The following is a 25,982-nucleotide window of genomic DNA, read 5'->3' as shown; positions in this document are numbered from 1 at the left end:
TTGTCCCTTCGAGATGCCCCCGGCAACCCATCCATTTCTTCCCATTCCTTCGGGCGCGAACAAGGCGGGATTTGGCCGCGATTGTGGAATGGGCGTGGCGGAGCCCAGGAAATGCATAATCCTGGCCGGGCGTGGCCGAAAGGCCTCAGTAGTCGTAGACGTGTTCAAGCCTGGCGCCAGCCTTGATCAGCGCCGGCAGCACGAGATGCAGCTTGCGCACGGCGACGGTCAGCCCGGTGCGGCGCGTGGATTGATCGGCCGGGAGCGGATAGCTGAACAGGATGCGCATGCCTTCAGGGATGGCGATCGTATCGGTGGAGAGCACCGTGACCATGATCTCGTCATTGCCGCCGATCTCGACGAAGGAGACGCCCTTGTCGATCAGGCGCGGGATCATTTCGGTGAAGACCTGATAGCGCCTGGTGACGAAGATGGTGCCGTCAGCGCCCATGTCGCGTTCGAGCAAGGTGTCGGGCTCGTTGCGGGTGGCTTCGCCGACGGGTCCCTTGGCCCAGACATGGACGTCGAGCAAGGCAGGGTCCATCGTCGCGGCGAGCGCCTTGGTGATCAGGTCGGCATAGCCCTGCTTGATGGTGTCGGCGAGGCCGAACGCCAGCTTGCGTTCGCTGGTCCGGATCGAGCTGTCTCCCGGCGCCGGCTGCACGGCAAACAGGCCGGCGCGCTTCTCGGCATAGGGGAACTGATACCAGGGCACCTGGTCGAGAAACCCTGCATAGTCCGCCGCCAGCTTGGCCTGATAGATGTCGGCGGCGGTGCGCTTGGCCGTCGTCGCCTCGGTGATGCGGCCGACCGTGTTCTCATAGGCCCACTGCAATATATGCTCGATCGAGTGGCTGGTGCCGATGATGACCAGCATCTGGTGGTTGGCGTAGTTGAACTTGTAGGCAGAACTGGCGCGGATGACCATGGCGTAGTCCTGCCAGAAGCGGCCGACATAGGACCAGTAGGGAAAGCCGCTCGGCTGGTCCTTGTCGACGAAGCCGGCATATTCGCGCGCGGCGTAGACGATCGCCCATTCCGGATAGGTGAGGAAGGTCGATTCCTCCGGCCGCTGGTAGAAGGGGATCTCGGCGCGGACCTTGTCGGCCAGCGCCTTGGGCGGCGCGCCATCGGCAATTCCGGGCAGCGGCGTCTTGTCGAGCGACGACGTCGTCAGAAAGCCGTAGCTCAGCCCGGCGATCGGGATGAGGATGACGAGGACGATCACCCACAGGATCGTCTTGATGATGCGCTTCAGCCAGCGGAACAGGAACATGCCAGATCAGGCCGTGGCGAAGTGTTCGTGTATGCGCCTGGCCAGCCGGAAACCGACATAGACGGCGAAGCCACCGATGACCAGGTGCGGCAGGTTGGCGAAGAAGCGGGCCGGGAATTCGATATCGTTGAGGGAGCGGAAGCCGTTGATGAAGATGCCGGCATCGAGGCAGCCGGAACCGGTGACCAGACCGAGCACGCCGTCGAACAGGTAGACCGAACCGAACAACTTGAAATAGAACACCGCCTGGCGGTGCGAGATGAAGGCGGCGGCCAGCGCCCAGACGCCGGAGAAGGCGTGCAGCAGGTCGTCATACCATTGCAGCGAAAACAGACCGAACAGATTGCCGCCAGCGTCATTGAACGCGGGTATGTAGCCAATGGCGACGACGCCGAAAAACAGGAAAGCATAGGCGACGGCAAGCTTCTGGATCAGCGTCATGAAGTATCCCCCCTCTACGAGTCCGCTTTGCAAACAGACTCTGACGACGCAGCGATACTAACCGATTTTAGCGCGCGGTGAAGCGGCGCCCGCGAGATCGCCGGCGAAGGATATCGAGGGGCAAAAAGACAGTCGGCGCCGGGATTTCTCCCAGCGCCTCCCTGTCAGATCAGGACACGGTCGCGGCAGCAACTTCCGTAAAGTCGTCGCGCCTTGCCGGCCTTGATTTTGACGGTCCTGCCAGTCCGCCGCCCGAGAGCAGCGTCCGTTCGGGACCACGCTGGTTTCCACCCTTGCGGGCTTTGCCCTGCGCACCATCGAAGGTTTTTGCCGTCCTTCATGGCAGCATCGGTCCGCCGTCGGCGTTGGCACGCTTTCCGCGGCCCCGTAGGTCTCGGCTCCGTCCCTCGAAACAGGCAAGCCTGCTCTCGCTTCGGGCCGTCCGGGCCTCAGGAAATCCGCCTTTCACTTCGCCTTTCGGCTGGATGATCGGTAGCCGCCTGAGATGGGTTTAACCTACGCCGGGTAAGGGGCCTGGGGAATGGCCTGAGGCCTGTGGATAGCGGGATTATCGGGGATCAACCAGGGAATGCGATTTTCCGATCCGCCATGATGGGCGGCAGCGGTGGACATTCGGCCCTTGCCCTGCCGGCCGGTGCGGGCTTCAATGCCGGCAAAGGATTCGAGGTGCCGAGCGGCTCGATGTCCTTGCGGGAGGGTTGCTTGAAAGTCGGAGTGGTTCTCAACCCGATTGCCGGTGGGGGCCGGCTGAAACGGCACTGGCCTGAGGTCGCCGCGTCGCTGAAAAAGCACTTCGGCGAATTCGAGCTGCGCGAAACGCAGGCGGAAGGTGACGCCGAAAGGCTGGCAATCGATCTCGCGATGATTGGCTTCGACCTGGTGATCGCGGCCGGTGGCGACGGCACCGCCAGCGAAGTGGCCGATGGACTGCTGCAGGCGTTCCAGGAAAGCGGCCGGACCACCGAGCTCGGCCTCTTGCCGTGCGGCACCGGCATTGACTTCGCGCGCGGGCTCGGCCTGCCGAAAGAGGTGGATGCCGTGCTGAAGCGGTTGGCCGAAGCCAAGGGTCGCAAGGTCGATGCCGGGCGCATCTGCTACATCGATGATCATGGCGCGCTGGCCAGCCGGCATTTCATCAACATCGCCAGCCTGGGGCTTTCCGGCGCCACTGACCGCGCCGTCAATGCCGACAAGCGCAAGGGCAGGATGTCGGCCAAGGCGCTTTTCCTGTGGCGCACCGTGGTCGAGTTCATCCGCTACCGCTTCCAGGACGTCAGGATCACGGTCGACGACGGCGCGCCCGTCGAAGCGCGCATGGCGCTGGTGGCGGTCGCCAACGGAAAATTCTTCGGCGGCGGCATGATGATCGCGCCGGATGCGGAACTGACCGACGGGCAGTTCGACATCGTCATCCTGCGCGCCGCCGGCAAGCTGAAGCTGATCTGGGACATCCGGCTGCTCTATGGCGGCCGGCACCGCAACCATCCAGCGATCACCATCTTGCGCGGCAGGAAAGTGGTGGTCGAACCGCTCGGCGATGTCGAGAAGAACGGCGCGCTGGTCGACATAGACGGCGAGTCGCCGGGACGCATACCCGCGACCTTCGAGATCCTGCCGGGTGCGTTGACGCTCAGATACTGAATCAAGCCGTTGACGGATTGATTCAGATGAATCCGCCGATCCAGCCAACTCGCTGAAATCGCTTAATATCCAGCCGGCGTTAGAGTTCGAGCTTGGCCGGGAAACCAGGTGCGCGCAGGTCGGTGCCGACGGCATCTTCCAACAGTTTGACGATCTGGGTCGACCAGGCGCCGCCGCCATAGGCGGCCTTGCCTTGCTGAAAAATCGCGTTGACGCGCGACGCCAGCTCAAGCGGCACGCCTGACTGTTCGCCCATGGCGAGCGCGAAGCTGAGGTCCTTCAGCGCCAGATCCATGGTGAAGCCGATATCGTAGGAGCCGTTGAGAATGAGCTGGCTTTCGGTATCGTGGACGAAGCTGTTGCCGGAGGAGGCGACGATGGCGTGATAAGCTTGGGCGAGGTCGAGCCCGCCTCGCTTGGCCAGCATCAGCGCCTCGCCGGCGGCGACGAGGTGAACGAAGGCGAGCATGTTGGTGATCACCTTGATCACCGCCGCCGAGCCGACCGGCCCCATCAAGAACGATTTCGCGCACATCGCTTCGATTGCCGGGCGATGGCGCGCATAGAGCGCTGGATCGCCGCCGACCAGCGCGGTGATCTTTCCGGCCGCCGCCAGATGCACGCCGCCGGTGACCGGGCATTCCAGCGTCTCGATGCCTTTGGCCGAGGCGAGGGCCGCGAGGCGGAGAATCTCGTCGCGGCCGTTGGTCGACATCTCGATCCAGGTGCCGCCTGTGGGCAGGCCCTCCAGCAGACCATCGGCGCCCGCCAGCACGGCTTCGCTGACCTTCGGAGAGGGCAGGCAGGAGATGGCGTTGCCGGCCCGTGCGGCGGCCTCGGCGGGGCTGCTTGCCGCTGTGGCCCCGAGCGCCACCAGGCGCTCGACGGCGGTGGGATCACGGTCGAAGACGGTGACGGCAAAGCCGTTGCGGATCAGGCTGGCGGCAAGGTTGCCGCCGAGATGGCCAAGACCGATGAAGGCGTAGCTTTCGCTCACGGCATCAACGGCGTCTGCATCATCTGCAGATGCAATTCCTTGCCCGTATAGGGATGTGCGTCGCAGACCGCTTCGTTGAGCTCGACGCCGAGGCCGGGCTCCTTCGACGGGATGATTTTGCCGTCCTGCCACTCGATCTTCTTCTTCAGCAGCGTGGCGTGGAAACCGTCCCACTGCTTCAGCGATTCGAGGATGAGGAAGTTGGGCAGCGTTACCGCCAGCTGGATGTTGGCGGCACCGACGATCGGTCCGCAATAGCAATGCGGCGCGATCTGGATGTGGTAGGCCTCGGCCATGGCGGCGATCTTCTTGGTTTCGAGAATGCCGCCGGAGCGGCCGAGGTCCGGCTGAAGGATGGTCGCGGCGCGGTTCTCGATGACGCGGGCGAACTCGAATTTGGTCGTCAGCCGCTCGCCGGTGGCGATCGGGATCGAGGTCGCGCGGGCCACTTGGGCCATGACCTCAGGCATATCAGGCGGCACCGGCTCCTCGAACCACAAGGGATCGTAGGGCTCGATGGCGCGCGCCATGCGCAGCGCGCCGGACGCCGTGAACTGGCCGTGCGTGCCGAACAGGATGTCGGCGCGGGTGCCTACCGCCTCGCGGATCGCCTTGATCATGCGGGTGGACAGGTCGATATCGACGAGGCGCGGCTGGTGGCCGTCGAAGGCGGTGTAGGGGCCGGCCGGGTCGAGCTTGACGGCATTGAAACCCTGCTCGACATATTCGAGCGCACAGGCAGCGGCGAGATCTGGATCGTTGTAGACGTTCTTGCCGTGCGCGTCCTCGGAGTGGACGCTGCCGCTGTGCGGATAGAGATAGGTGTAGGAGCGCAGCGTCTCGTGCACCTGTCCGCCGAGCAGTTTGTAGACCGGCTTGTCGGCTTCCTTGCCGATAATGTCCCAGCAGGCTATTTCCAGCGCCGAGAAGCAGCCCATGCCGGACACATCGGGGCGCTGGGTGAAGCCGGAGGAATAGGCGCGGCGGAAGAAGTTCTCGATGTCGTGCGGATCGCGGCCGACGAGATAGCGCTCGGCCATGTCCTCGACCATCCGGGCGGTAACATGGGCCGAGAAGGTGGCGTTGTAGGCCTCGCCATAGCCGACCACGCCACCATCGGTGGTCAGCTTGACGAAGATGAAATACTTGCCGCCGATGCCGGGCGGCGGATTGCCGACAACCCAGGTCTTGACGTCGGTGATCCTCATTCTTGGTCCTCCAGAACCAATTCGGCGCCTTTCCAACCGGTCATGATCGAGGCGGCGTTGGTGTTGCCAGTGATGTTGTCGGGAAAGATCGAGGCATCGATGACGCGCAAACCTTCCAGACCATGCACCTTGAGGCGGGGGTCGACGACGGCGCGCGCGGGATCCGGCCCCATGCGGCAGGTCGAGACCGGGTGATAGACGGTGCCCGAGCGCTTCCTGAAATCCTGGACCAGATCGGCGTCCGAGGTGATCGACGGGCCGGGCAACACCTCTTCCTCGATGATCTCGGCCATGGCGGGCATCGAGGCGATCTTGCGCACGAATTTCACCGCTAACAGCATCTCCTCGACATCGGCATTGGTGGAGTAGGCATTGGCCGTTATCCTGGGGTAGTCGCGTGGGTTGGCCGAGCGGATCATGATCTCTCCACGGCTCGACGGGCGGCAGTTGGATAGGCCGATGGAAAAGCCCGGCCATGGGTCGGGCGTCAGGATGGGGCGCTCGCCGCTCTTGGGAATGACGGTCGAGAAGGCCTGGAAATAGAGCTGCATGTTTGGCCGCGTCGCCGCCGGGTCGGTGCGGAAGAAGCCACCGGCATTGTTCATCGACAGCGACAGTGGGCCGGAGCGGGTCAGGATGTATTGCATACCGACCAGCAGCTTGCCCCACCAGGGACGCAGCGTCTGGTTGAGCGTCGGCAGCCGGCCCTTGAAGGTGTAGTTGATGCCGACATGGTCCTGCAGATGCGCACCGACATTTTCGTTGGCATGGACGACGGGAATGCCCAGGCTCCCAAGCAGGGCGGAAGGGCCGACGCCGGACAGTTGCAGCAATTGCGGCGAGTTGATCGAACCGCCCGACAGGATGATTTCGCGGCCGGCACGCGCCGTCTTCATCCCGCCGTTCTGCTGGTATTCGACGCCGACGGCACGCTTGCCCTCGAACAGGATTTTTGTCGCCAGCGCCTTCATCTCGACGCGGACATTCCCGCGCTTCATCGCCGGGCGCAGGAAAGCGCGCGCCGCCGACATGCGGCGGCCGTTGCGGGTCGAGATCTGGTAGATGCCGACGCCTTCCTGGGCGGCGCCGTTGAAATCCGGGTTGAGCGGCAGGCCGGCCTGCTGGCCGGCGGCGAGATAGCGTTTGGTCAGCGGATGGACTGCGTCCGAACAGTCGGTGACATGCAGCGGGCCGCCCGTGCCGCGCCATCGGTCGGCACCGGCCTGGTTGTCCTCGAGCGCCTTGAAGGCGGGAAGCAGATCGTCATAGCCCCAGCCGGGATTGCCGGCGGCGGCCCAGGCATCGAAATCCTCGCGGGCGCCCCTGATCCAGACCATGGCGTTGATCGAGCTTGAACCGCCGAGCAGCATGCCGCGCGGCCAGTGGTCGGTATTGCCGGCGAGGCCCGGATCCGGCTCGGCCTTGTAGTTCCAGTTGACGGCAGGATCGAAGAAGGTCTTGCCGTAGCCGAGCGGCATCTGCACGTAGAAGCGGCGGTCGCTGCCGCCGGCTTCCAGCATTAACACCGAGAAGCGCCCCGAGGCCGAGAGTTTTTCGGCCAGGACCGAGCCGGCCGAGCCGGAGCCGACGATGATGAAATCATAGGTCTGCATGATGGAAATGGGAGGCTCCGAAAGATTGGCTGCAGCCTAGACGCGACGGCATTCCGAAGTCGCCGCGCCATCCGGCATCAGTTGTGAAAAAAGCGACCGTCGAACTGGCCGGGTTTGCGGGGATGCCCGACAATCGCGCTTGATATCTACCTTCTCGACAGCCTATGCGATGGCATTATTTTGGCGCATGATTTTCTCCGAAAGTCTGCAACTTTTCGGAATCATGCTCTGGCCACTCTGCGGAAGGCAGGAAATCATATGCGAACCCTCCCTGACGCGTTCATCCCCGAACTGCCGGGCCACTACAGCGGCAAGGTCCGCGAGAACTACGACCTTGCGGATGGCCGGCGCATCATCATCGCCACCGACCGCCTCAGTGCCTTCGACACCATCCTGACTTCGATCCCGTACAAAGGAGAGATCCTGACGCAGACGGCGCGCTACTGGTTCGAGGAAACCGCCGACATCTGCCCGAACCATGTTCTCGAATACCCCGACCCGAACGTCGTCGTCGGCACGAGGCTCGACATCCTGCCGGTCGAGATCGTCGTGCGCGGCTATCTGGCGGGCACCACCAGCACCTCGATCCTGACGCGCTACAAGCGCGGTGACCGCGACATGTATGGCATCCACCTGCCGGACGGCCTGCGCGACAATGAAAAGCTGGCGGAGCCGATCATCACGCCGACCAGCAAGGCCGCGCATGGCGGCCATGACGAACCGCTGTCCAAAGCGGAGATCCTCGAGCAGGGTCTTCTCACGCAGGCGCAGTGGGATATCGTATCGGACTACGCCTTGCGGCTGTTCGCCCGCGGCCAGCAGCGCGCCGCGGAACGCGGCCTGATCCTCGCCGACACGAAGTACGAATTCGGCACCGACAAGGACGGGACCATCATTCTTGCCGATGAAATCCACACCCCGGACAGCAGCCGGTACTGGATCGCATCGAGCTACGGACAGGCGCTCGCCAGCGGCAGCCGGCCGGAGAGTTTTGACAAGGATTTCATCCGCTCCTGGGTCTCGGCCAGATGCGATCCTTACAAGGACCCGATTCCAGAGATACCCGACGAGATCGTCGAACAGGCTTCGCGGGTCTATGCGCAGGCCTATGAGGCGATCACCGGCAAGGAATTTTCTCCAGACCTTTCCGGGGACAGTGTGCTCGATCGTATTCGCACGAACCTCAGGCGCTATTTCTGATCGACCTTCGCCGGGTGATGCGAATTGCCGTCTTCCACCCATCGCCATGCCAGAGCCCACCAACTCGGGTTAACGGAGCCTTCGCCGGGCGTTGGCTGACGGTTGCATCAAACGAAAAACCCGCCTGTGCGGCGGGTCACTGGCGCAAATCAGCACCATAGGCAAAAATGTACCATAGCTGAGGTCACTGAGTCAAGAAAAAATTCCTATTGTGAAAAGCTACCGGCAAAAAAGCTGCCGACACCGCGACCCGGCTGTCGCAGGTCTTTTGTCAGTTCGGAGTCTCGTGGCCATGCCGTGGCGCGTTGACCTTCAGGCGCCGTGACGATACGGGATCGAGGGCAGCCGGTCTCGAAGGATTTCTCGCATGGTGCACTACGCTGAAGGACGGCCGCTTGGCGATCTGACGCTGCGCACCCTGGCCATGCCTTCGGATGCCAATGCGGCCGGCGACATTTTCGGCGGCTGGGTGATGGCGCAGATGGACCTCGCCTGCGGCATCCGTGCCGCCGAGCGCGCCAAGGGCCGCGTGGTGACGGCTGCGGTGAAAGAGATGTCCTTCGCCAAGCCGATGAAGATCGGCGACACGCTGTGCATCTACACCCATGTCGAACGCGTCGGCCGCACCTCGATGACGCTCAAGGTCGAGGCCTGGGCGCAGCGCTACCTCTCCGACCTGATGGAAAAGGTCACCCATGCCGATTTCGTCATGGTGGCGCTGGATGGCGAGGGCAAGCCGAAAGCGGTTCCTGCCGAAGGCTGACGCGAGCCGTTTTTCCCACGCTTGGTCATTTGTAACAGTGCCCCGCCTGGAGACCCGTTTCGCGACATCCGATGGTTGCCTCCAAGCCTGATCCTGCTGCAATCGGAGGAGAGACAATGCGTCAACATCTGCTGAACGGTTGGCTCGTGGCAGCCCTGGTCGCGACGACATGCCTGCTCGGCGTGACCGCTTACGCGGAGGTGAAGGAAGATATCTCGCGCAGTGCCTGCACGCATGGGGAACAGGCTCCCGGCGAGCAGGGCGCACGGTGTGATACCTGTGCCGCCGCGCGATGCGATGTCCGCACATCAGGAGCCTGAGCGGCAGCCGTCAGGGGACTGCATGAGCGGCAATCCACCAGCCAAAACGGCCCGTGCATTCGGGCAACGACCCGCGCAGCCGAGATAGAACTTCCGATCAGGCAAGCCGGATGTTGCGTGCGGGGCTGAATCCCTTGCGGCGCAAGGGTTTCAGGCGTGCGTGACGTCGAATTTTTCGCGCGCCGCCTTGACGCGCATGGTGTTCGCGCGCGCCCATTCGCTCAGTGCGCTGACGGGGATCAGCAGCTCGTGGCCGAGCTCGGTCAGCTCATAATCGACGCGCGGCGGAATGGTTGGAAACACGGTGCGGGTGACGAAGCCGTCACGCTCCAGGCCGCGCAAGGTGGTGGTCAGCATTTTCTGCGAGATGCCGCCGACGGCGGCGCGCAATTCATTGAAACGCATCGGTCCGTCGCCCAGCTTGCCGACGACCAGAACAGTCCATTTGTCGCCGACGCGCTGCAGGATTTCCGAGATGGCGCGGCAGTCTTCGGAGCGGTGTGGGTGCCTCGGTAACAAAAAAGTGCCTTCTTGTGCATCGCGTTTGCAGTATCTCATATAGCGCAGGTATCCAAATGATACCAGTACTTCGTGCAAGGAGAGCCCTTATGTCCAAACCCAAAATTGCCATCGTCGTCGGATCGACGCGCGCCGCTCGTTTCGCCGATGTGCCAACCCAGTGGATCGCCAAGATCGCCAAGTCGCACGCCGACATCGATGTCGAGATCGTCGACCTGCGCGACTTCCCGCTGCCGTTCTTCGACGAGGTCGCATCCTCCGCCTGGGCGCCGTCGCAGAACGAAGTGGCGCAGCGCTGGCAGAAGAAGGTCGCCGAATTCGACGGCTTCATCTTCACCGCCGCCGAATACAATCATGGCCCGACGGCCGTGCTGAAGAACGCCATCGACTACGCCGCCAATGAATGGAACAAGAAGCCGGCCGGCTTCGTCGGTTATGGCAGCGTCGGCGGCTCGCGTGCCGTCGAACAGCTTAGACTGTATGCCGTCGAATTGCAGATGGCGCCGGTCAAGTCGGCCGTCCATATCGCCTGGGGCGATTTCCTCGCCGTCCGCCAGGGCGAGAAGAAGCTGGAAGACCTCGAGCATCTGAACCAGGCCGCCACCGCGCTGGTCAACGATGTTGCGTGGTGGGCCAAGGTGCTCAAGGCGGCGCGTCAGGCCGACGCCGTTGCCGAGGAAGTCAAGGCGGCCTGACCGCCAATTCGAATTATCCTCCCAAGGATCCGGGGGGCGGCGTCTTGCGCCGCCCTTTTTCAATTATAGCGGCTCGAATTGAAAGCTGGCGCCGGATCGGACGACGCGGCCGACACCGGGCGAATCCAGATGCGCGCCGGCGACGAAACAATGATCGTCGGCTGCAAGCGCCAGCAACCGCAACCGGCTTTCGCGCGCCTGGTCCTGATCGGCGTCGAATTCCCATGTCACCTCAGGTCGATCGAACTGAAGCGATGGGACGTGAACGGTGTCGCCCCAGATCAAAATGCGTTCGCCGCCGGCAGAAACACGAAAGCAGCTGTGTCCCGCTTCATGGCCATGAGCGCCGACAATGTCGACATGTGTCCCAATACGGTCTCCGGCTTCGAAGGGTTCCGCCGTGCCGTGAAATCGTTCGAGCCGCGCTTCGGCGCGAAAAAAGCCGAGTTCTTCCCCGGGAACGAGCAAGCGCGCCAGGCGCGGGAAAGCGTCGCGGCCGTCGGCAAGCACAAGACCATGGATGTGGTCGAGATGCGTGTGGGTGAAGCAGACGGTACGGACTCGTCCTGCATCGATGCCAGCTTCGTCCAGCGCCTCGGGAAGTCGGCCCATGGTGGGATGCCAGGCGTTCGAGGCGCCGGTATCGATCAAGATGATCCCGTTTCCATCGTCAATCGCGAAGGCATTGACGGAAAGCCTGAGTTGACCACCAACCAACGCGACTTGTTGCGGCAATTCATCGCCAAATGGCTTGTCGCCGCGTTGCCGAAGCCGTCCGATCGGCATGTCGACATAGCCATCGCGCAAGGAGGTGATGCGCAAGTCACCAAGATCGTAGGTCTGATAAAGGTCGCCCGAAGCTATGCGGTGCATTTTCCGATCCGTTCTGTGGACAAATCGACGGTCTGGCAGCCCGCGTCGGCAACTCACCCGTCAAATTCGATTTATGCCATGTGGGCGTGCGTCGCCTGCCGTGGCCGGATGATGCAGTCGGCGAGGCGGTCCGCCTCGTTCAACTCGTCGGCATGATGCTGGCCCCATTGGCAGAGCGCCAGCAGGATCGGCTCGAGGCTGAGGCCGAGGCGCGTCGCCGAATATTCGACGCGCGATGGCACTTCGGCGAAGATTTCACGGCTGACCAGGCCGTGCTCTTCCATTTCGCGCAGCTGCTGGATCAGCACTTTCTGGGTGATGCCCGGCATCAGCGTCTTGAGCGCCGACAGGCGCCGGGGACCATCGAAGAGATGGTAGAGGATAACCGCCTTCCAGCGACCCGCGATCACTTTCAGCGCCCGTTCCGCCGGCAGCATCGGCAGTCTTTTGATCGGCATTCTCTTGGGATCTGGCATGGTCACCTCCTGGTCAGCAGGGGACAAATGAGTGTGTAGTCGAGGCTCCGCAGATAGTGGCAAACCGCTGCCGATGCCAGTGCTATCGGAGTTTGCCATGAAAGCCATTCAACTCAGCCGCTTCGGCGGTCCCGAGATGCTGGAGGTGGTCGATCTGCCGACCCCGGTGCCGCAGGCCGGTGAGGTGCTGATTCGTGTCCATGCCGCCGGGATCAACTTCTTCGAAGTGCTGATGCGCGCGAACCGCTACGCGGTGACGCCGCAACTGCCGATGATCCCGGGCGTCGAGGCGGCGGGTGTCGTCGAGGCCGTCGGGCAAGGCGTGGATGCACAATTGCTGGGTCGCCGCGTGGCCGCGACTTTGTTCATGTCGCAGCGTCCCCACAGCGGCTATGCGGAGCAGGTGACGATGTCAGCCGATCTCGTCGTGCCGCTGCCGGATGCGCTGCCGTTCGAGGCTGCCACGGCGCTGACGGTGCAGGGGCTGACGGCCCTTCATCTGCTTCGGCAAAGCCCGCCCGATGACAAGGCGGTGCTGGTGCCGGCCGCATCGGGCGGTGTGGGAACGCTGCTTGTCCAACTGGCCAGGCTGAAGGGCGCACGCCAGGTGATCGCAGCCGCCGGCGGCAAGGCAAAGCTGGATTTCGCCTTGTCGCTCGGCGCCGATGCCGCAGTCGACTATACCAAGCCGGACTGGCCCGCTCGCGTCCGCGACCTCACCGGCGGGGAGGGCGCCAACGTCATCTACGACACAGTCGGCGGTGCGCTGACCGCTGCCTCACTTGAGGCTCTGGCGCCTGGCGGCGAACTGGTGTTTGCTGCGCTCGGGCGCTTTGGCCTCGCTGCCTCCGATCTGGAGCAGTTGATCGGCCGCAACCAGTCACTCAGGTTTCGCGCTGCTGCCGCTGCTGTCTGACGATGTGCTGAAAGCCAGCCTGTCCGAACTGTTCCAAATGGCGGCAAGCGGCCGGCTGCAGGTCACGATCGGCGGCAGATTCCCGCTCGACCAGGCCGGCGAAGCGCACCGGTTGCTGGATGAGCGCCGGTCGACCGGGAAGGTGGTACTGATACCCTGATATGGCGGTAGCCGCGAACACGACGCCAATCGGGGTTGGACTGCTACATCGACGGGACTGCCATCTGGTCGCGCCCTGTGGCCTGATATATCCGGCTGCAATCCGTCACATGAGTGAAGCCGTGAAGACATCCAGCCTGACCGGCGCCGTTTCCCCGATGATCCCGGTGCTCGTTTGCGCGCTTGCGATCTTCCTGCTGTCCGGGATGGATGCGGCGATGAAGATCCTGGTCATCGCGGTCGGCGTCTACAACACCTTGCTGTGGCGCAGCATGGTCGCGACCGTGGTCGCGGGCGCGGCCTGGTTGGCGGGACCGCGCCTAAAGCCAACCGTTCCGGTGCTGAGGCTGCATGCGCTGCGTGCCGCGATTGTCGGCATCGTCCTGATATCCTTCTTCTGGGGCTTGGCCAGGCTGCCGCTCGCGGAGGCGATCGGGCTCAGTTTCGTGGCGCCCTTGTTTGCCCTGTTTCTCGCCGCGCTGCTGCTGGGCGAACGGATCCGGCGCCAGGCTGTCTGGGCATCTTTGGCCGGCATTGCCGGTGTCGCCATCATCATGGCCGGCCAGTTCGGGAAGGCAGACTATTCGCAAGATGCCATGCTCGGCACGGCAGCGGTGCTCGTGTCGACGGTGTTCTACGGCTACAATCTGATCCTCGCCCGGCAACAGGCGCAGTTGGCCAAGCCCATCGAGATCATGCTGTTCCAGAACCTTTGCGTTGCCATCCTCCTCGGCCTCGCAGCACCCTGGCTTGCCGTCGCCCTACCGAGCAATCTTTGGCTTCCTTTGGCCGGGGTGACGGTGCTGTCGCTTGCCGGGCAGTTCCTGATGAGCTGGTCCTACGCCCGCGCCGAAGCGCAATATCTGATCCCGACGGAATACTCGGCCTTTATCTGGGCGGTCGCGCTCGGCTGGTTCTTCTTCGGCGAGGAGGCGACCTGGACCACCTTGACCGGAGCGTGCCTGATCGTCGCCGGCTGCCTGATCGCCGCGCGGGCCAATCCCAGGCTTGCCGAGCCCATCGAAGTGGCGGTTTGAGCGCCGACGTTCAGCGCCCGGCAGGTTCGCGAAATACCCCAGTCTCCACCTCGTGGATGAAGTGAGCGATGAGAGCCGCGCATTGGCGATGATGCGTTTCGAGAAGCATGTGTCCGCTCTCAAAGACATGGATTTCGACTGCGTCGAGGTCGCGGCTGTAGGCCATGATCTCGTCCAGCGCGAAGAAGGCGTCGTGCCGTCCCCACAGCACGAGGCATGCTGGCTGTTGGTCGCGGAGATAGGCCTGGATGGCCGGGAAGCGGGCGATGTGCGAGCCATAATCGGTGAAGAGTTCGAACTGAATGTCGGTGTTGCCGGGCCTCGCCAGACGCTCCGTATCGAGATACCAACCCTCGGGCGGAAACAACACCTTCAGACGCTCGGGGAGACCGCCGATATATTGGTTCCGGGTCCCCTCGAAATTCATCCAGTCCGGCAGTTTGGCGCGGTTTTCTTCAGTCGGTTCGGCGAAGAACGCCTTCGGCGCGTCCCATTCCGGTCCCAGCCCCTCGTCATGAGCGTTGCTGTCCTGCGCGATCAGGCCGAGGATGCGATCCGGCCGCCGTGTGGCGAGATGATAGCCGACGGGCGTGCCGAAGTCAGTGATGTAGAGGAAGAATCGCTGGAGGCCGAGGGCCTCGATGAAGGCTTCTATCGTGTTGGCCAGGTTCTCGAACGTGTAGTCATAGGCATCGATGGAAGGGGCGGACGAAAAGCCGAAACCGGGCAGATCCGGCGCCACCACATAGGCTGTCTCCGCCAGCGGTTCGATGACATTTCGATAGACGTGCGACGAAGTCGGATACCCGTGCAGCAGCAGGATTGCCGGCCTGCCCGGGTCGCCGGCATGACGATAGAAGATGTCGAGGCCGTCGACATTGATGGTCTGGTGGCGGGTCTTGTAACGATTGCTGCACATCCTCTCTCTCCAGGCTCTCGCGCCGATCTGGGGTGGCTTTGACACCGTATATCGGTGTGATAGTGATTCATCTTGTAACCGTATAATGCAAGTAATGAGGTTATGTTCCGTGAGCCATGCACACACCGAATGGGTGCCGGATCACTTCATAGGCGGGCATCCCGCTTTGGACCTGTCGAACGCCGTGTTCGACCGGCGGGTGCCAGCAGCTGATAATGAACTGTTTAAGTCCGTCCGGGATGTTGCGAACTGGTTCAACGCCTCAGGGCTTGCCGACGATCGCCAGGCGCAGGCCGTCGCCGAGATAGCGGATGGGCGGTTCGTGGAACGGGTCCGCGAAGTGCGGGAGGCGTCATTTCAGGTTTTCGAGTCAATCGCCGCCGGCAAACCGTCCGCGGTCGAACCGCTAGATCATTTCACCGTTTCACGGAAACGGCGAGCTGCTCTAACTCTTTGTTTTGACGCAATCCCGGACGGAAAACCGCTTCACACTTTTCCTGGAATTGCTCTAGGCGTGTTATTCTCGCGCACGGCAAGCTCGCTTGCCGCCGGCTCTATCGAGCTGGATCGCACCAGACCGAAGCTTGCCCTTGCCCGGTGGCGGGACCCGGATGCCGTCACCGCCTTGCTGGCCATGCTGTCCATCGAAGCGTTCTTCACCCTGCCGCGCGACAGGCTGCATTCCTGCCCTCGCTGTGGCTGGCTTTTCCTCGATACGTCGCGAGGCGGCAAGCGGCGCTGGTGCAGCATGCGCACCTGCGGTAACCGCGAGAAGGTCTCGCGCCACCGAGATCATGCCCATGCCTAGATCCGGGTTAGCGCACCACTTCGCCTTTGCTGCGGGCAGGCCGGATGCCGGCGCGTCACTCCGGAAGACCGGCCTTGCGAAAACCATCGACGAAATGCTCGAGCGTAGCGGCGTCGCGGAATGGCTCGGTCGTCGCCCAGTGATGGGTTGTGAAATGCGGGTTGCCGACGAGAAACAGCTCGGCCTCCGCGCGCGCCTCGTCCAGCCGGCCGAGTTGCGCCAGGCTTGCCGCCAGGAAACGGCGTGAGCTTGTGCGATAGGTCTCGTCACGGCGCAACGTCTCGATAGCGGCTTGATAGTCGCGCGCCGCATATTGCGCCTGGCCGAGCGTCAGATAGTACCAGCTCGCCGGAAACGGGTTCAGCCGGAACGCCTTGCGGATGTGCTCGAGACCCTCTTCGACCCGGCCGGCCAGGACCGCGATGTCGGACAATGCCGCCCAGGTGTCGGCCTCGTTCGGGTCGAGCTCGATCGCCTTGGCGAATTCGGCATCCGCCTCGGCGAAGCTGCGCTCATAGGCAAGCAGGTAGGCCAGGATCCAGCGACAGCCAGCATCGTTGGGATCGATCGCCACAGCCTTGCGCGCCAGCTCCAAGGCAACGCTGCGGGCAGCTTCGGTTGGTCCGCCCCAATGCACCTGTCCCATCCAGTGGTTCATGGCAAGCCAGCGATAGGGCTCGGCGTATCCGGGATCGAGCGACACCGCGCGCGTCAGCATCAGATGCGCTTCCTGCGCCATCTGCGGCGAGTCGTCGATCAGCTTGCGCGCCCGCACGCAGAGATCGTAAGCCTCGAGATTGCTGGGCCGGTTGCGCGGCGGCAGCGTGCGCAGACGGCCAAGCAATGCCTCCACGATCTTGGCCGTCACCTCGTCCTGAACGGCAAAGATGTCGTCCAGGCCGCGATCGAAGCGTTCCGCCCACAGATGATCGCCGCTCACCGCAACAACCAACTGTGCGTTGATGCGCACGCGCCCCGCGGCGCGTCTTGCGCTGCCTTCCAGCAGGTAGCGCACGCCAAGGTCCCCGGCGATCTCGCGCACGTCCATCGCTTTTCCCTTGTAGGCAAAGGTTGAGTTGCGGGCGATGACGAACAGGCCGGAGATCCTGGACAGGTCGGTGATCAGGTCTTCAGTCAACCCGTCCACGAAGGAATCCTGCTCGGGATCGTTGCTGAAATTGACGAAGGGCAGCACGGCTATCGATGGTTTGTCGGGCAGCGGCAAGGGTTTTCGCTTGGCCTGGCCGAGCTGTTCGACGGCCCCCGTGAAACGGTAGCCGACGCGCGGAACGGTGGATATCCATTCGCCGTTCTCGCCGACAGGACCAAGCAGCTTGCGCAACTGCGCGATCTGGACGGTGAGGTTGCCTTCCTCCACGGCCGTGCCCGGCCATGCAGCGTCCATCAACTCGGCCTTTCCCAAGATTTCACCGGGCCGCCCGACGAGTGCTGCAAGCAGGCTCAGCCCGCGATAGCCAACGGCAACGGGGACGTCGTTCCGAAGCAGCGTTCCCGCACCCGGATCAAGCACGAACGGACCAAAGGCAAAACGCGATCCCATAGGCGCATCTATAGAGCAATTCCAGGAAAAGTGTGAAGCGGTTTTCTGTTCGGAATTGCGTCAAAACAAAGGGTTAGAGTAGGTTACCGGTTCCGTGAACCGGTGAACTGCTCTAGCTCGTTTGGAAGTTTTGAGAACTATTTGGGAGGGCTTAATTACGGCGCCGTCCGTATCGCGCAGAATTCAACCTCATCGAGAGCCCTAGGCCCTCAAACCATATGGAGGTTGCCATGACCAATACACTTGCATCAGCCCAGCGTTGTGCAGCGCGACCGGGAACGTCCGTGCGGCCGGCATCGCGCCGGCTCCTGAAGACCCTGCGAAGCATCATAGCGAGCTGGCACGATCGGACCTGGCGCGAACGGATACGCTTTCGCTGGCAACTCAGGCAGATGTCGAAGGACAATCCGCATCTGATCGACGATATCGGCCTGACGATAGAGCAGGTCGAGGGAGAGATCGCCAAGTCCTTCTGGGAACGATAGAGCGAATGCCGCAATTGCTCGGGCGTCAGCGCACCGCCTCGCGATGGGCGCTTGCCAGGCGGGATGCGGCGGCCGTCGAGATCGCCACCTCGAAGCGCCAGCCCTGCGCGTCGACGCATTCGCCAGTCGCCGGCATGATGCATGTGCGCCAGCACATAGCCGGCGACGGAGCCCGGTGATGGGAGAATGCCGGCCGTTGTGGCGGTGCGAAACGGTAGTACTCGTCATGGACCAGCACCATCGGAACGCCTTTAATCTCGACAGGACATCGAGCGCGTCGCACCCCTGAAGCGTGTCGTACGAACGGGTTCAGGCGACCCGTTTTAGGTCCTCGTTTTTATGCATGTCGTTCTCCCAAACCGAGGTCGCTTTGGGCGACATGCATCAGAGGGCATCCATATGTACGCCATTGGCAATCTGAGTGCAGCCGGGCAGGCCGAATTGCTCGGCCCACAGACATAGTGAACCTGCTGCTGCGTTGAGCGCCGCGCCGCGATCTGTCAGCGAATAGACTACCTTCGCTGGAACCACGGAAAAGACTTTACGGTCGACAAGGCCGTCGGCCTCCAGTTCTCGCAATTGTTGCGCCAGCATCTTTTCACTGATGCCAGAAAGCGCCTGTTTCAATCGACCAAATCTGCGCCACGCCGTTCCGAGCTCGCAAAGGATATCTACTTTCCACTTTCCTTCGACCATCCTGACGGCCGCTGCAAAGCCATTGTCCGCGGAATTGTTCATCGCGCGTTCCTTACCTTCTGGTGACCACTTACGCCCGGGTGCGTATCGCGCGCCGCTCGTTTTGACATACCTCTCAAGACGATCACAGCAAAACGCGGTCGGACGCCGCCAATTGATATGGAGTGTGGAATGAAGCTTTCAATCACGGTCATTGGAACGGGCCGTATGGGCTCGGCGCTCGCCGGCAGCCTGCTTCAGTCGGGATATCCGACGACTGTCTGGAACAGAACCAGACAGAAGACCGATCCACTCGCCAGGCTGGGCGCAATCGCCGCGTCCTCCGTGGAGGAAGCCGTGAACGCAGGCGAGATCATCATTGTGAATGTCAGCGACTATAAGGCGACAAAAGCGCTTCTCCACAGTGGACGCCATCGCCTCAGCCATTCGCGGCAAGCTGATCGTGGAGTTGACTTCGGGGACGCCGAGTGGCGCACGGGAAGCCGCTGAATGGTGTACGAAGCACGGCGCAAACTACCTTGATGGCGCGATCATGGCGACGCCGGATTATATCGGCACGGACGCCGGGACCATCCTGCTTGCCGGGCCAAGGGAGGCTTTCGACACGAACCGCGATGTGTTTCGCGCCTTGGGTGGCAATGTTCAGCATGTTGGCGAAGAACCAGGGCGTGCGAACGCGCTCGATAGCGCACTACTGGCTATCATGTGGGGCGCTCTGTTCGGGACGCTCCATGCGATCGCCGTGTCGCAGGCCGAAGAGATCGAACTCGGTGAACTGGCGCGGCAGTGGTCCGCGACGGCGCCGGTCATTGACGGCCTGGTGACCGACCTCATCAAGCGGACGAGCGCTGGCCGATTTGCCAGCGATAACGAAACGCTCTCGTCGATCTCGGCGCACCACGGCGCAATGCAGCATCTGTTGGAGTTGATGCAGTTCCGCGAAATCGACCGTTCAATAGTCGATGGTTATGATGCGATATTCAAACGGGCCATAGCGGCGGGCCACTTGCACGATGATTTCGCCGCTCTCGCATTTTCTGGCGATAGGGAAGTAGCATGCCTTTGACGCATCTCATTGATAAGTATTGTTCCTCGTGGTCCACCGAAAACGTCGAGAAGCGGCGAGTGTCGCTGCTATCGATCTTGAGCGAAGGCGCGACGTATACAGATCCAACTGTTCACGCTGTTGGTGCCGAAGAACTGCTAGCCCACATTGCAGGAATTCAGAGCAAGCATCCTGGTGCCTGCATTCTGCGGACCAGCAACGTGGATGTTCATCACGGCGTCGCGCGCTTCGCGTGGAAGTTTGTGATGCCTGACGGTTCGTCTTTACCCGAGGGCCTGGACATCGCCTTTCTAGATGAGGAGCAGAAACGGATAACGCGCATCATTGGCTTCTTCGGTTTGTTGAAACCAGTTCGACCTCTGGCAGAGGGCGGCGTCAGCTAACCGGTCAAAAGCTGACATTCGAACATGTCAGCGCACCGCCTCGCGGTGGGCGCCGGGCAGGCGGGTGGCGATCAGCTTGTCGATGCGGCGGCCGTCGAGATCGACCACCTCGAAGCGCCAGCCCTGCGCGTCGACGCATTCGCCAGTCGCCGGCAGATGGTGCATGTGCGACAGCACATAACCGGCGACGGTTTCGTAATCGCGGTTTTCCGGCAGGTCGATGCCGAGAATGTCGGCCATCTCGTCGGCCTGCATGTAGCCGGCGAGCAGCCACGAGCCGTCCTCGCGCTTGACCGCGTTCTCCTCGTCGCCGGCGTCTGTGTCCGCGCGGAACACGCCGGTGATGGCTTCCAGAATGTCGGCCGGGGTGACGATGCCTTCGAAATGGCCGTATTCGTCATGCACCAGCGCCATCGGCACGTCGGATTCCTTCAGCTTCTGCAGCACATCCAGCGCGTCGGCCTGGTCGTAGACGATGGGGGCTGCGCGCACATGCCTGCGCGGGTCGAGCACGCGGCCGGCAAGCAACGCCGCCAGCACGTCACGCGTCTGGACGACGCCGATCATGACATCGACGCCGCCGTCACCTGCCGGCAGGCGCGAATGCTGGGTTTCCATGAGCAGCTTGCGGATGGCCGCCTCGTCGGATTGCAGATTGATCCAGTCGACCTCGGTGCGCGGCGTCATCACCGCGCGCACGGCGCGGTCGCCAAGCCGCATGACGCCGGCGATCATGCGCCGCTCGTCGGATTCGATCGTGCCGTGATGCTCGGCCTCGGCGACCAGCATCTTGATCTCCTCATCGGTGACTTTCTCTTCGCTTTCGCCGCGCTGGCCGAGCAGCCACAATATGGTGCGGCCGGAGAAGTCGAGCAGGAAGACCAGCGGCGCCGAGATGGTGGCGAGGATGGTCATTGCCGGAGCGACCCTGGCGGCGACCCGCTCTGGGTCGCGCAAGGCAATCTGCTTGGGCACCAGCTCGCCGACGATCAGCGAGAAATAGGTGATGATGGCGACGACGATGCCGACGCCGAGCGGATCGGCGACGGTCTCGCGGATGCCGGTCGAGGCCAGGAACTGCGCCAGCCGTTCGCCGAGCGTGGCGCCGGAAAAGGCGCCGGAGAGGACGCCGACCAGGGTGATGCCGATCTGCACCGAGGAGAGGAACTTGCCGGGATTCGAGCCAAGCTCAAGCGCGCGGCCGGCGCCATTGATGCCGCGGTCGATCATCGCTTTCAGGCGGGCCGGTCGCGACGAGACGATGGCAAGTTCGGACATCGACAGAAGGCCGTTCACACAGATGAGGACGACCACGATAGCGATTTCTACGTATAACATGAGCGGTCAATAGCATTGCGGCGCGGTCTTCGAAAATAGTCTGACGTGATTTTTGAGAAATGACCGGCATTTCGGTCACGCGGCATCCCAGGGCGGCGTCGAAAAATGTTCGACGAGGGCGTCGACGACAACCCGTACCTTTGGCGTGAGCGCGCGCGTTACCGGCCAGACGGCATGCACGACGATGTTCTCGACCAGGCAGTCCGACAGCACCATTTCGAGATCGCCGCTTTTGAGGCTGTCGGCGGCCAGCCATGTCGGCAGGAAGGCGATGCCGCAGCCGGCGAGCGCTGCATCCAGCATCGGTTCGCCATGGCCGAGAACGAGTCGCGCCTTGGGCATGAAGGTTGCGAGATGGCCGTCGGAATGCCTGATCACCCAGGGACGGACGATGCCCTCGCGACCGTAGCCAATGACGCTGTGATCGGCGAGATCCTCGACCGATTGCGGCCGGCCATGCCTGTCGAGATAGTCGGGAGCCGCGCATATGGCCGAGCGCTGGGCGTAGAGGCGCCTGGCCGCAAGCGACAGGCTGTCGTCGAGTTCGCCCATGCGGATCGCCAGGTCGATGCCCTCCTCGATCAGGTCGACGCGGCGGTCATTGAAGGAGACTTCCACCGTCAGGTCCGGAAATTCCCTCGAAATCTCGAACAGCACGGGGGCCACGCAGCGTCGGCCGAAGGCCAGCGGCACGTCGATCCGAAGCCGGCCAGACGGGACCTGCCGGCGCGAGGCAAGCAGCGACTGTGCGGCTTCGATCTCGGCAAGGGCCCGGACGCAAGCTTCATAATAGCTGACGCCTTCGCTGGTCGGGCTGAGGCTGCGGGTGGTGCGGTTCAGCAAGCGAACGCCGAGTCTCTGCTCCAGCTGCGCGATCGATTTGCCGATCGCCGACTTCGTCACATGCAGCCGCTCGCCGGCGCTGGTGAAGCTGCCGGCCTCCACCGCCTGAACGAACGCGACGATGCCTTGCAGGTCGGCCGTTTCCATGGCGATTTCCTATTGTCGACTTTTAGTCCGCAATCAGTGTCAAATTATACCGCACGAAAGCACTATTTTCTATAGTCGAAAGGCATAAATGTCTCGCCTGCATCAACGCACGGAGCGCGACGCGACATGAGCACCCCAATCAACAGATCCTGGCAGATGAGCGGTTTTGGCCTGTCGAGGCTAAGCCAGGTGGAAGGCAAGGTACCCGAGCCAGGGCCGCACGATTTGCTGGTGCGGACCAAGGCCGTGTCGCTCAACTACAAGGACAAGATGATCGTAGACGGCGTGCTGATCCCCGACCTTGCCTTTCCCTTCGTGCCGACATCCGACGCGGTGGGTGAAGTGGTGGCCGTCGGCAGTGCGGTCAGCCGCTTTCAGGTCGGCCAGCGCGTGCTCGGCCAGGTGATCGCCGATTGGCCGGATGGCGACGCACCGCCAGTGCTGCATAAGCACACGCTGGGGTCGTCGCTGTCGGGCATGCTTTCCGATCATGTCATCTTCGGCGAGGACGCCGCGGTGCTGGCGCCGCCATCGCTCGGCGACGTCGAGGCCGCGACATTGCCGATCGCGGCGCTGACGGCCTGGTTCGCCATGGCCGAAGCGACCAGACCGGTGCCGGGCCAGACCATTCTGATCCAGGGCACCGGCGGCGTGTCGCTGTTTGCGCTGCAGTTCGCCACCGCGTTCGGCCTGCGCGCCATCGTCACCTCAAGCAGCGACGAAAAGCTTGAGCGGGCAAGAAAGCTCGGCGCCTGGCAAGGGATCAACTACCACACGCAACCGGCCTGGGACGAGGCCGCGCGTGAGCTGACGAATGGGCTGGGCGTCAACCACGTGCTGGAAATGGTCGGCGGCGACAATGCACGGCGATCGCTGAACGCGCTGGCCGCCGACGGCCGGCTGTCGATCATCGGCCTGCTGGGCGCGATGGAGCTCAGCTTCCCTATCGTGCCCTTCATGCGCAACCGCATCACCGTGCAGGGCCTGTCGGTCGGCCATCGCCGCGCCTTCGAACGTATGAATCAGGCGATCGAGGCGCTGGCGATCAAGCCGGTCATCGACAAGGTCTTTGGCTTCGACGAGGTGCCACAGGCCTTGCAGCATCTGGAGAAAGGGCCGTTCGGCAAGATCGTGATCACCACGAACTGACTTTTGCGATGGGTCATGGCAGCTGCTTCAACATGCCGACAATCGCCTCGCCGTCCGTGAAATAGGGATCGCCGCCGCCATTGCGGCCCGTACTGGTGGCGCCGACGCCCGATATGTCGCTGGTCGAGATCAGCGTGCCGGCGGTGGCCAGGTCGCGCATCAGGAAATCGCGCTCGGCGTCGATGTCAGGGCCGATATGGTGGGTGACAGCGCCGGTGTCGTGGCTGAGGCCGACGCCGCGATCGAAGCTGGCCGAGCCCAGCCACAGCGGCCGGCCATCGTCGCCGCTTGCCTCGGTCTGCCAGAAGCGGACATGATGCCGGCGGTCGGCGCTGGGGCCCTCCGGCTTTTCGAAGGCGAGATCCTGGGCGCGGCCATCGAACAGCAGCCTGCTGACCGGCGCATCGGGGTAGGGGTGGTCGAACAGCACGCTTTCACCGATTTCGATCGCGGTCTTCAGGGTCACGGCGTCGGCGGTGTCCCAGCCGGCGACGGCGAAGGCGTGGACTACTTCCTTTCGCGTACCGACAAGACCGACATTGATGGGATCGCCCGGAATGCCTTGCGGCGTGTGCGTCACCATCTCGAAGCTGTGCTTGCGAAAGCCGCGATCGTGAAACGTCCAGAATTCCGGTGCGGCGAAATAGGCGAGCGCCAGATAGGCGGCCAGCAAGGTCGCCACCCAGATTGCAACGCGTCGCGGAAAACTTCGCTGGCTCATGAACGCCGCCCGATCCGTGCGGTATCTTTTGCCCGAGGGACCCTGGAAATCAATGGCCAGCAGCGCGCCGCCGCTCTATCGTGGGCCATCGTTTCTTCGCGGGGGCAGCAATGGAGCGGAAGCTGGCAGGCCGCAAGCCAATGGCGTTGACCGCCGAGCTTGTCGCGCAAGTTGAGCGTGTCGAGCCTGATCCCGGGCCAGAGCCCGGAACCAGCGAGCACACCGATGCGGAGTTCGATGGCCTGGTCGAAAAGCTGCTTTCGCAGCATCGTCCCGACACGCTTTGGGTCTTTGCCTACGGGTCGTTGATCTGGAACCCCGAATTCGCCCATGTCGAGCAGCGCCCGGCCACGGCGCCGGGATGGCACCGCTCGTTTTGCCTGAAGCTGACCCGCTGGCGCGGAACCCGTGATTTGCCGGCCCTGATGCTGGCGCTCGATCGAGGCGGCAGTTGCAACGGCATCGTCTATCGGCTGCCCGCGGAAGACCATTTCGGGCAACTCGGCCAGTTGATGCGCCGCGAGATCGATGCCAACCCGCCAACCAACGTGCCATGCTGGATCAAGGTCAAGACCAAGGACGGGCCGCTGCATGCCTTGGCCTTCGTCGCCGCGCCGGACGGCAGGGCCTATGCCGGCCGGTTGCCATTGGAGCAGGTTGCCGACACTCTGGCACGGGCTGCCGGTCATTGGGGCTCTTCGGCGCAGTATTTGTTCAGGACCGTGAGCAAGCTTGAAGAGAGCGGCATCCGCGACCGGAATCTCTGGCGCATCCAGGACTTGGTCGCACGGCAAATCGCCGCTTCAACCGGTGGCGCCGACTAGGCTGATCTCTTTCTAACGGCAGGCGCGATAACCGTTCTTGCGGTTCTTGATGTCGAAATGGAAATGGTTGCGGTGGTCGTAATTGTAGCCGGGGCCGAGCACGGTGGTGAAATACTGGCAGCCGTCGGCGCGTACATTGTTGAGGAAGCCCCGGGTGCGGAAGGCGAACAGGCCGGGCTTGCGCACGTCGATGTCGTCGCCATTGTTGAGTTCGATGCTCATGACGTCGAGCGCATTGCCCTTGCCGTGCTCGGACAGTACACCTTCGCCGGCAATCCTGCGGCAGGAATAGCTGGAGCCCTGGTGGATGGTCTTGACACCGGAGAAATAACGCCAGCGGGCGGAGGGGACGAGCTCGTTCTTCGTCCAGCCGGCAAAGGTGGCGGCCATGTCGCAGGTGAGGGTCGCGGCGGGTTTCATCTGGATGTTGCCGATGGCCGAAACCTTGACCGGATAATCGATGCCGCACTGGCCTTCATGGATCGGCGCCAGGTCGGTGTAGGCGACATCGAGGCGCTTCAATTGCTGCCGGCAGTCGGTTTCGCTGGCCGGCATCTGCTCGACGGGCGACATCGGCTCGTCCATGCGCGGATAAGCGGCCTGCGTCATGTACGGATTGGAAGGGACAAGCTTCTGCATGCCGGCATATTGCGGCACGGCAGCCGTCTGCGCGCCGACGTCGACGGCCGGCTCCAGCGACAGCACACTGCCGGTGTTGCAGGCGGAAAGCGCCGCCAGCGCCAGGCCGGCGGTCAGCATTGCTGGATATTTTGACTGGCGCGCGGTGGCGAAAAACACGGCCCGAAATTTGCCGGCCATTGGCGGAATCCCGTTGATGGATATCCGGCATTTTAACGATCAAGGGTAAAGGAAAACTCAGCGCCCGC

28 protein-coding genes and 2 pseudogenes are annotated in these 25,982 nt (G+C 62.9%); 15 read left to right on the top strand and 15 right to left on the bottom strand.

The window, feature by feature from the left end; all coding sequences use genetic code 11:
- Nucleotides 1–145: 145 nt before the first annotated feature.
- Both NKI69_RS13530 and NKI69_RS13525 read right to left on the bottom strand, forming a co-directional pair.
- The gene (locus tag NKI69_RS13530; RefSeq protein WP_352440389.1) at nt 146–1,276 is read right to left on the bottom strand and encodes a hypothetical protein; all 1,131 of its coding nucleotides are present in this window, start codon (nt 1,274–1,276) and stop codon (nt 146–148) included.
- A gap of 6 nt (nt 1,277–1,282) precedes the next feature.
- Nucleotides 1,283–1,717: a hypothetical protein gene (locus NKI69_RS13525; protein ID WP_127294990.1), complete on the bottom strand. Its 435-nt coding sequence runs from the start codon at nt 1,715–1,717 to the stop codon at nt 1,283–1,285.
- A 723-nt stretch (nt 1,718–2,440) separates the two neighbouring features.
- Between NKI69_RS13525 and NKI69_RS13520 the strand changes: the two genes are divergently transcribed.
- Entirely contained in the window at nt 2,441–3,379 is a 939-nt protein-coding gene (locus NKI69_RS13520) for a diacylglycerol/lipid kinase family protein (RefSeq protein ID WP_352630010.1), read from the top strand.
- Between the two features lie 79 nt (nt 3,380–3,458).
- Here NKI69_RS13520 and NKI69_RS13515 read toward each other — a convergent pair whose 3' ends face one another.
- Genes NKI69_RS13515 through NKI69_RS13505 form a run of 3 tightly spaced genes read right to left on the bottom strand, consistent with a single transcriptional unit; the run spans nt 3,459 to nt 7,197 of the window.
- Nucleotides 3,459–4,376: an NAD(P)-dependent oxidoreductase gene (locus tag NKI69_RS13515; RefSeq protein ID WP_352721627.1), complete on the bottom strand. Its 918-nt coding sequence runs from the start codon at nt 4,374–4,376 to the stop codon at nt 3,459–3,461.
- Complete coding sequence (locus NKI69_RS13510; RefSeq protein ID WP_352440392.1) at nt 4,373–5,584, bottom strand: mandelate racemase/muconate lactonizing enzyme family protein; 1,212 nt, start codon at nt 5,582–5,584, stop codon at nt 4,373–4,375. The genes NKI69_RS13515 and NKI69_RS13510 overlap by 4 nt, the downstream gene beginning before the upstream one ends.
- Complete coding sequence (locus NKI69_RS13505; RefSeq protein ID WP_352721625.1) at nt 5,581–7,197, bottom strand: GMC family oxidoreductase; 1,617 nt, start codon at nt 7,195–7,197, stop codon at nt 5,581–5,583. Before NKI69_RS13505 ends, NKI69_RS13510 begins: the two co-directional genes overlap by 4 nt.
- Nucleotides 7,198–7,455: 258 nt before the next feature.
- Here NKI69_RS13505 and NKI69_RS13500 point away from each other — a divergent pair, with 258 nt between their 5' ends.
- From NKI69_RS13500 to NKI69_RS13490, 3 genes are all read left to right on the top strand, one after another.
- Nucleotides 7,456–8,397, top strand: coding sequence for a phosphoribosylaminoimidazolesuccinocarboxamide synthase (locus NKI69_RS13500; RefSeq protein WP_352721623.1), 942 nt, complete (start codon nt 7,456–7,458; stop codon nt 8,395–8,397).
- A 367-nt stretch (nt 8,398–8,764) separates the two neighbouring features.
- Nucleotides 8,765–9,160 (top strand): acyl-CoA thioesterase, encoded by a 396-nt coding sequence (locus NKI69_RS13495; protein ID WP_013530049.1) that lies wholly within the window; start codon nt 8,765–8,767, stop codon nt 9,158–9,160.
- 116 nt (nt 9,161–9,276) lie between these two features.
- The gene (locus tag NKI69_RS13490) at nt 9,277–9,480 is read left to right on the top strand and encodes a hypothetical protein (RefSeq protein ID WP_081734779.1); all 204 of its coding nucleotides are present in this window, start codon (nt 9,277–9,279) and stop codon (nt 9,478–9,480) included.
- Between the two features lie 150 nt (nt 9,481–9,630).
- Here the strand turns inward: NKI69_RS13490 and NKI69_RS13485 are convergent, their stop codons facing one another.
- Nucleotides 9,631–9,999, bottom strand: coding sequence for a winged helix-turn-helix transcriptional regulator (locus tag NKI69_RS13485; protein WP_164892913.1), 369 nt, complete (start codon nt 9,997–9,999; stop codon nt 9,631–9,633).
- An 89-nt stretch (nt 10,000–10,088) separates the two neighbouring features.
- Between NKI69_RS13485 and NKI69_RS13480 the strand changes: the two genes are divergently transcribed.
- On the top strand, nt 10,089–10,694 hold the full coding sequence (locus NKI69_RS13480; RefSeq protein ID WP_023809763.1) for an NADPH-dependent FMN reductase: 606 nt from the start codon (nt 10,089–10,091) through the stop codon (nt 10,692–10,694).
- Between the two features lie 63 nt (nt 10,695–10,757).
- Here the strand turns inward: NKI69_RS13480 and NKI69_RS13475 are convergent, their stop codons facing one another.
- The gene (locus NKI69_RS13475; RefSeq protein ID WP_352721728.1) at nt 10,758–11,480 is read right to left on the bottom strand and encodes an MBL fold metallo-hydrolase; all 723 of its coding nucleotides are present in this window, start codon (nt 11,478–11,480) and stop codon (nt 10,758–10,760) included.
- 158 nt (nt 11,481–11,638) lie between these two features.
- Nucleotides 11,639–12,043, bottom strand: a complete 405-nt coding sequence (locus NKI69_RS13470) for a winged helix-turn-helix transcriptional regulator (protein WP_352721621.1) — start codon at nt 12,041–12,043, stop codon at nt 11,639–11,641.
- 97 nt (nt 12,044–12,140) lie between these two features.
- On the opposite strand from NKI69_RS13470, the pseudogene NKI69_RS13465 reads away from it, so the two are divergent.
- Nucleotides 12,141–13,119 (top strand): annotated as a pseudogene (locus NKI69_RS13465) (quinone oxidoreductase family protein).
- Nucleotides 13,120–13,228: 109 nt separating this feature from the next.
- Nucleotides 13,229–14,155 (top strand): DMT family transporter, encoded by a 927-nt coding sequence (locus tag NKI69_RS13460; RefSeq protein ID WP_352721619.1) that lies wholly within the window; start codon nt 13,229–13,231, stop codon nt 14,153–14,155.
- Nucleotides 14,156–14,165: 10 nt separating this feature from the next.
- Here the strand turns inward: NKI69_RS13460 and NKI69_RS13455 are convergent, their stop codons facing one another.
- The gene (locus NKI69_RS13455) at nt 14,166–15,074 is read right to left on the bottom strand and encodes an alpha/beta fold hydrolase (RefSeq protein ID WP_352610444.1); all 909 of its coding nucleotides are present in this window, start codon (nt 15,072–15,074) and stop codon (nt 14,166–14,168) included.
- Between the two features lie 109 nt (nt 15,075–15,183).
- On the opposite strand from NKI69_RS13455, the gene NKI69_RS13450 reads away from it, so the two are divergent.
- Complete coding sequence (locus tag NKI69_RS13450; protein ID WP_032908926.1) at nt 15,184–15,882, top strand: CGNR zinc finger domain-containing protein; 699 nt, start codon at nt 15,184–15,186, stop codon at nt 15,880–15,882.
- A 55-nt stretch (nt 15,883–15,937) separates the two neighbouring features.
- Here NKI69_RS13450 and NKI69_RS13445 read toward each other — a convergent pair whose 3' ends face one another.
- On the bottom strand, nt 15,938–17,443 hold the full coding sequence (locus NKI69_RS13445) for a winged helix-turn-helix domain-containing tetratricopeptide repeat protein (RefSeq protein ID WP_352721617.1): 1,506 nt from the start codon (nt 17,441–17,443) through the stop codon (nt 15,938–15,940).
- A gap of 230 nt (nt 17,444–17,673) precedes the next feature.
- On the opposite strand from NKI69_RS13445, the gene NKI69_RS13440 reads away from it, so the two are divergent.
- Nucleotides 17,674–17,928: a DUF1127 domain-containing protein gene (locus tag NKI69_RS13440; protein ID WP_352721616.1), complete on the top strand. Its 255-nt coding sequence runs from the start codon at nt 17,674–17,676 to the stop codon at nt 17,926–17,928.
- Nucleotides 17,929–17,933: 5 nt separating this feature from the next.
- On the top strand, nt 17,934–18,107 hold the full coding sequence (locus tag NKI69_RS13435; RefSeq protein WP_155930560.1) for a hypothetical protein: 174 nt from the start codon (nt 17,934–17,936) through the stop codon (nt 18,105–18,107).
- A 205-nt stretch (nt 18,108–18,312) separates the two neighbouring features.
- Here the strand turns inward: NKI69_RS13435 and NKI69_RS13430 are convergent, their stop codons facing one another.
- Nucleotides 18,313–18,666, bottom strand: a complete 354-nt coding sequence (locus NKI69_RS13430) for a winged helix-turn-helix transcriptional regulator (protein WP_352721614.1) — start codon at nt 18,664–18,666, stop codon at nt 18,313–18,315.
- Between the two features lie 117 nt (nt 18,667–18,783).
- Here NKI69_RS13430 and NKI69_RS13425 point away from each other — a divergent pair.
- From NKI69_RS13425 to NKI69_RS13415, 3 genes and pseudogenes are all read left to right on the top strand, one after another.
- Nucleotides 18,784–19,219: pseudogene (locus tag NKI69_RS13425) on the top strand (NAD(P)-binding domain-containing protein); the annotation flags it as partial.
- A 21-nt stretch (nt 19,220–19,240) separates the two neighbouring features.
- Complete coding sequence (locus NKI69_RS13420) at nt 19,241–19,690, top strand: imine reductase family protein (protein WP_502900179.1); 450 nt, start codon at nt 19,241–19,243, stop codon at nt 19,688–19,690.
- Entirely contained in the window at nt 19,681–20,073 is a 393-nt protein-coding gene (locus NKI69_RS13415; protein WP_352610440.1) for a hypothetical protein, read from the top strand. The genes NKI69_RS13420 and NKI69_RS13415 overlap by 10 nt, the downstream gene beginning before the upstream one ends.
- Nucleotides 20,074–20,100: 27 nt before the next feature.
- On the opposite strand, the gene NKI69_RS13410 is transcribed toward NKI69_RS13415, so the two are convergent.
- Nucleotides 20,101–21,411 (bottom strand): hemolysin family protein, encoded by a 1,311-nt coding sequence (locus NKI69_RS13410; protein WP_023809751.1) that lies wholly within the window; start codon nt 21,409–21,411, stop codon nt 20,101–20,103.
- A 75-nt stretch (nt 21,412–21,486) separates the two neighbouring features.
- On the bottom strand, nt 21,487–22,401 hold the full coding sequence (locus tag NKI69_RS13405; RefSeq protein ID WP_023809750.1) for a LysR family transcriptional regulator: 915 nt from the start codon (nt 22,399–22,401) through the stop codon (nt 21,487–21,489).
- 126 nt (nt 22,402–22,527) lie between these two features.
- Here NKI69_RS13405 and NKI69_RS13400 point away from each other — a divergent pair, with 126 nt between their 5' ends.
- Entirely contained in the window at nt 22,528–23,550 is a 1,023-nt protein-coding gene (locus NKI69_RS13400) for a zinc-dependent alcohol dehydrogenase family protein (protein ID WP_352721612.1), read from the top strand.
- Nucleotides 23,551–23,563: 13 nt separating this feature from the next.
- Here the strand turns inward: NKI69_RS13400 and NKI69_RS13395 are convergent, their stop codons facing one another.
- Nucleotides 23,564–24,271 (bottom strand): LssY C-terminal domain-containing protein, encoded by a 708-nt coding sequence (locus NKI69_RS13395; protein WP_352721610.1) that lies wholly within the window; start codon nt 24,269–24,271, stop codon nt 23,564–23,566.
- Between the two features lie 110 nt (nt 24,272–24,381).
- On the opposite strand from NKI69_RS13395, the gene NKI69_RS13390 reads away from it, so the two are divergent.
- Entirely contained in the window at nt 24,382–25,095 is a 714-nt protein-coding gene (locus tag NKI69_RS13390; protein ID WP_023809747.1) for a gamma-glutamylcyclotransferase, read from the top strand.
- 12 nt (nt 25,096–25,107) lie between these two features.
- Here NKI69_RS13390 and NKI69_RS13385 read toward each other — a convergent pair whose 3' ends face one another.
- Complete coding sequence (locus tag NKI69_RS13385; protein ID WP_128303802.1) at nt 25,108–25,914, bottom strand: extensin-like domain-containing protein; 807 nt, start codon at nt 25,912–25,914, stop codon at nt 25,108–25,110.
- Nucleotides 25,915–25,982: the final 68 nt, after the last annotated feature.

The organism is Mesorhizobium sp. M0491 (assembly GCF_040321265.1).
Lineage (GTDB): Bacteria > Pseudomonadota > Alphaproteobacteria > Rhizobiales > Rhizobiaceae > Mesorhizobium.
Note: the sequence above shows the minus strand (reverse complement) of the source record. Positions and strands in the feature narration are given on the sequence as shown.

Bases quoted from the DNA above. Each gene is read 5' to 3' on its own strand.
- NKI69_RS13395 (WP_352721610.1), bottom strand. From the start codon at position 24,271: ATGAGCCAGCGAAGTTTTCCGCGACGCGTTGCAATCTGGGTGGCGACC.
- NKI69_RS13480 (WP_023809763.1), top strand. From the start codon at position 10,089: ATGTCCAAACCCAAAATTGCCATCGTCGTCGGATCGACGCGCGCCGCT.
- NKI69_RS13415 (WP_352610440.1), top strand. From the start codon at position 19,681: ATGCCTTTGACGCATCTCATTGATAAGTATTGTTCCTCGTGGTCCACC.
- NKI69_RS13435 (WP_155930560.1), top strand. From the start codon at position 17,934: ATGCCGCAATTGCTCGGGCGTCAGCGCACCGCCTCGCGATGGGCGCTT.
- NKI69_RS13490 (WP_081734779.1), top strand. From the start codon at position 9,277: ATGCGTCAACATCTGCTGAACGGTTGGCTCGTGGCAGCCCTGGTCGCG.
- NKI69_RS13405 (WP_023809750.1), bottom strand. From the start codon at position 22,401: ATGGAAACGGCCGACCTGCAAGGCATCGTCGCGTTCGTTCAGGCGGTG.
- NKI69_RS13495 (WP_013530049.1), top strand. From the start codon at position 8,765: ATGGTGCACTACGCTGAAGGACGGCCGCTTGGCGATCTGACGCTGCGC.
- NKI69_RS13460 (WP_352721619.1), top strand. From the start codon at position 13,229: ATGAGTGAAGCCGTGAAGACATCCAGCCTGACCGGCGCCGTTTCCCCG.
- NKI69_RS13500 (WP_352721623.1), top strand. From the start codon at position 7,456: ATGCGAACCCTCCCTGACGCGTTCATCCCCGAACTGCCGGGCCACTAC.
- NKI69_RS13410 (WP_023809751.1), bottom strand. From the start codon at position 21,411: ATGTTATACGTAGAAATCGCTATCGTGGTCGTCCTCATCTGTGTGAAC.
- NKI69_RS13430 (WP_352721614.1), bottom strand. From the start codon at position 18,666: ATGAACAATTCCGCGGACAATGGCTTTGCAGCGGCCGTCAGGATGGTC.
- NKI69_RS13470 (WP_352721621.1), bottom strand. From the start codon at position 12,043: ATGCCAGATCCCAAGAGAATGCCGATCAAAAGACTGCCGATGCTGCCG.
- NKI69_RS13390 (WP_023809747.1), top strand. From the start codon at position 24,382: ATGGAGCGGAAGCTGGCAGGCCGCAAGCCAATGGCGTTGACCGCCGAG.
- NKI69_RS13510 (WP_352440392.1), bottom strand. From the start codon at position 5,584: ATGAGGATCACCGACGTCAAGACCTGGGTTGTCGGCAATCCGCCGCCC.
- NKI69_RS13525 (WP_127294990.1), bottom strand. From the start codon at position 1,717: ATGACGCTGATCCAGAAGCTTGCCGTCGCCTATGCTTTCCTGTTTTTC.
- NKI69_RS13440 (WP_352721616.1), top strand. From the start codon at position 17,674: ATGACCAATACACTTGCATCAGCCCAGCGTTGTGCAGCGCGACCGGGA.
- NKI69_RS13505 (WP_352721625.1), bottom strand. From the start codon at position 7,197: ATGCAGACCTATGATTTCATCATCGTCGGCTCCGGCTCGGCCGGCTCG.
- NKI69_RS13385 (WP_128303802.1), bottom strand. From the start codon at position 25,914: ATGGCCGGCAAATTTCGGGCCGTGTTTTTCGCCACCGCGCGCCAGTCA.
- NKI69_RS13455 (WP_352610444.1), bottom strand. From the start codon at position 15,074: ATGTGCAGCAATCGTTACAAGACCCGCCACCAGACCATCAATGTCGAC.
- NKI69_RS13530 (WP_352440389.1), bottom strand. From the start codon at position 1,276: ATGTTCCTGTTCCGCTGGCTGAAGCGCATCATCAAGACGATCCTGTGG.
- NKI69_RS13445 (WP_352721617.1), bottom strand. From the start codon at position 17,443: ATGGGATCGCGTTTTGCCTTTGGTCCGTTCGTGCTTGATCCGGGTGCG.
- NKI69_RS13400 (WP_352721612.1), top strand. From the start codon at position 22,528: ATGAGCACCCCAATCAACAGATCCTGGCAGATGAGCGGTTTTGGCCTG.
- NKI69_RS13475 (WP_352721728.1), bottom strand. From the start codon at position 11,480: ATGCCGATCGGACGGCTTCGGCAACGCGGCGACAAGCCATTTGGCGAT.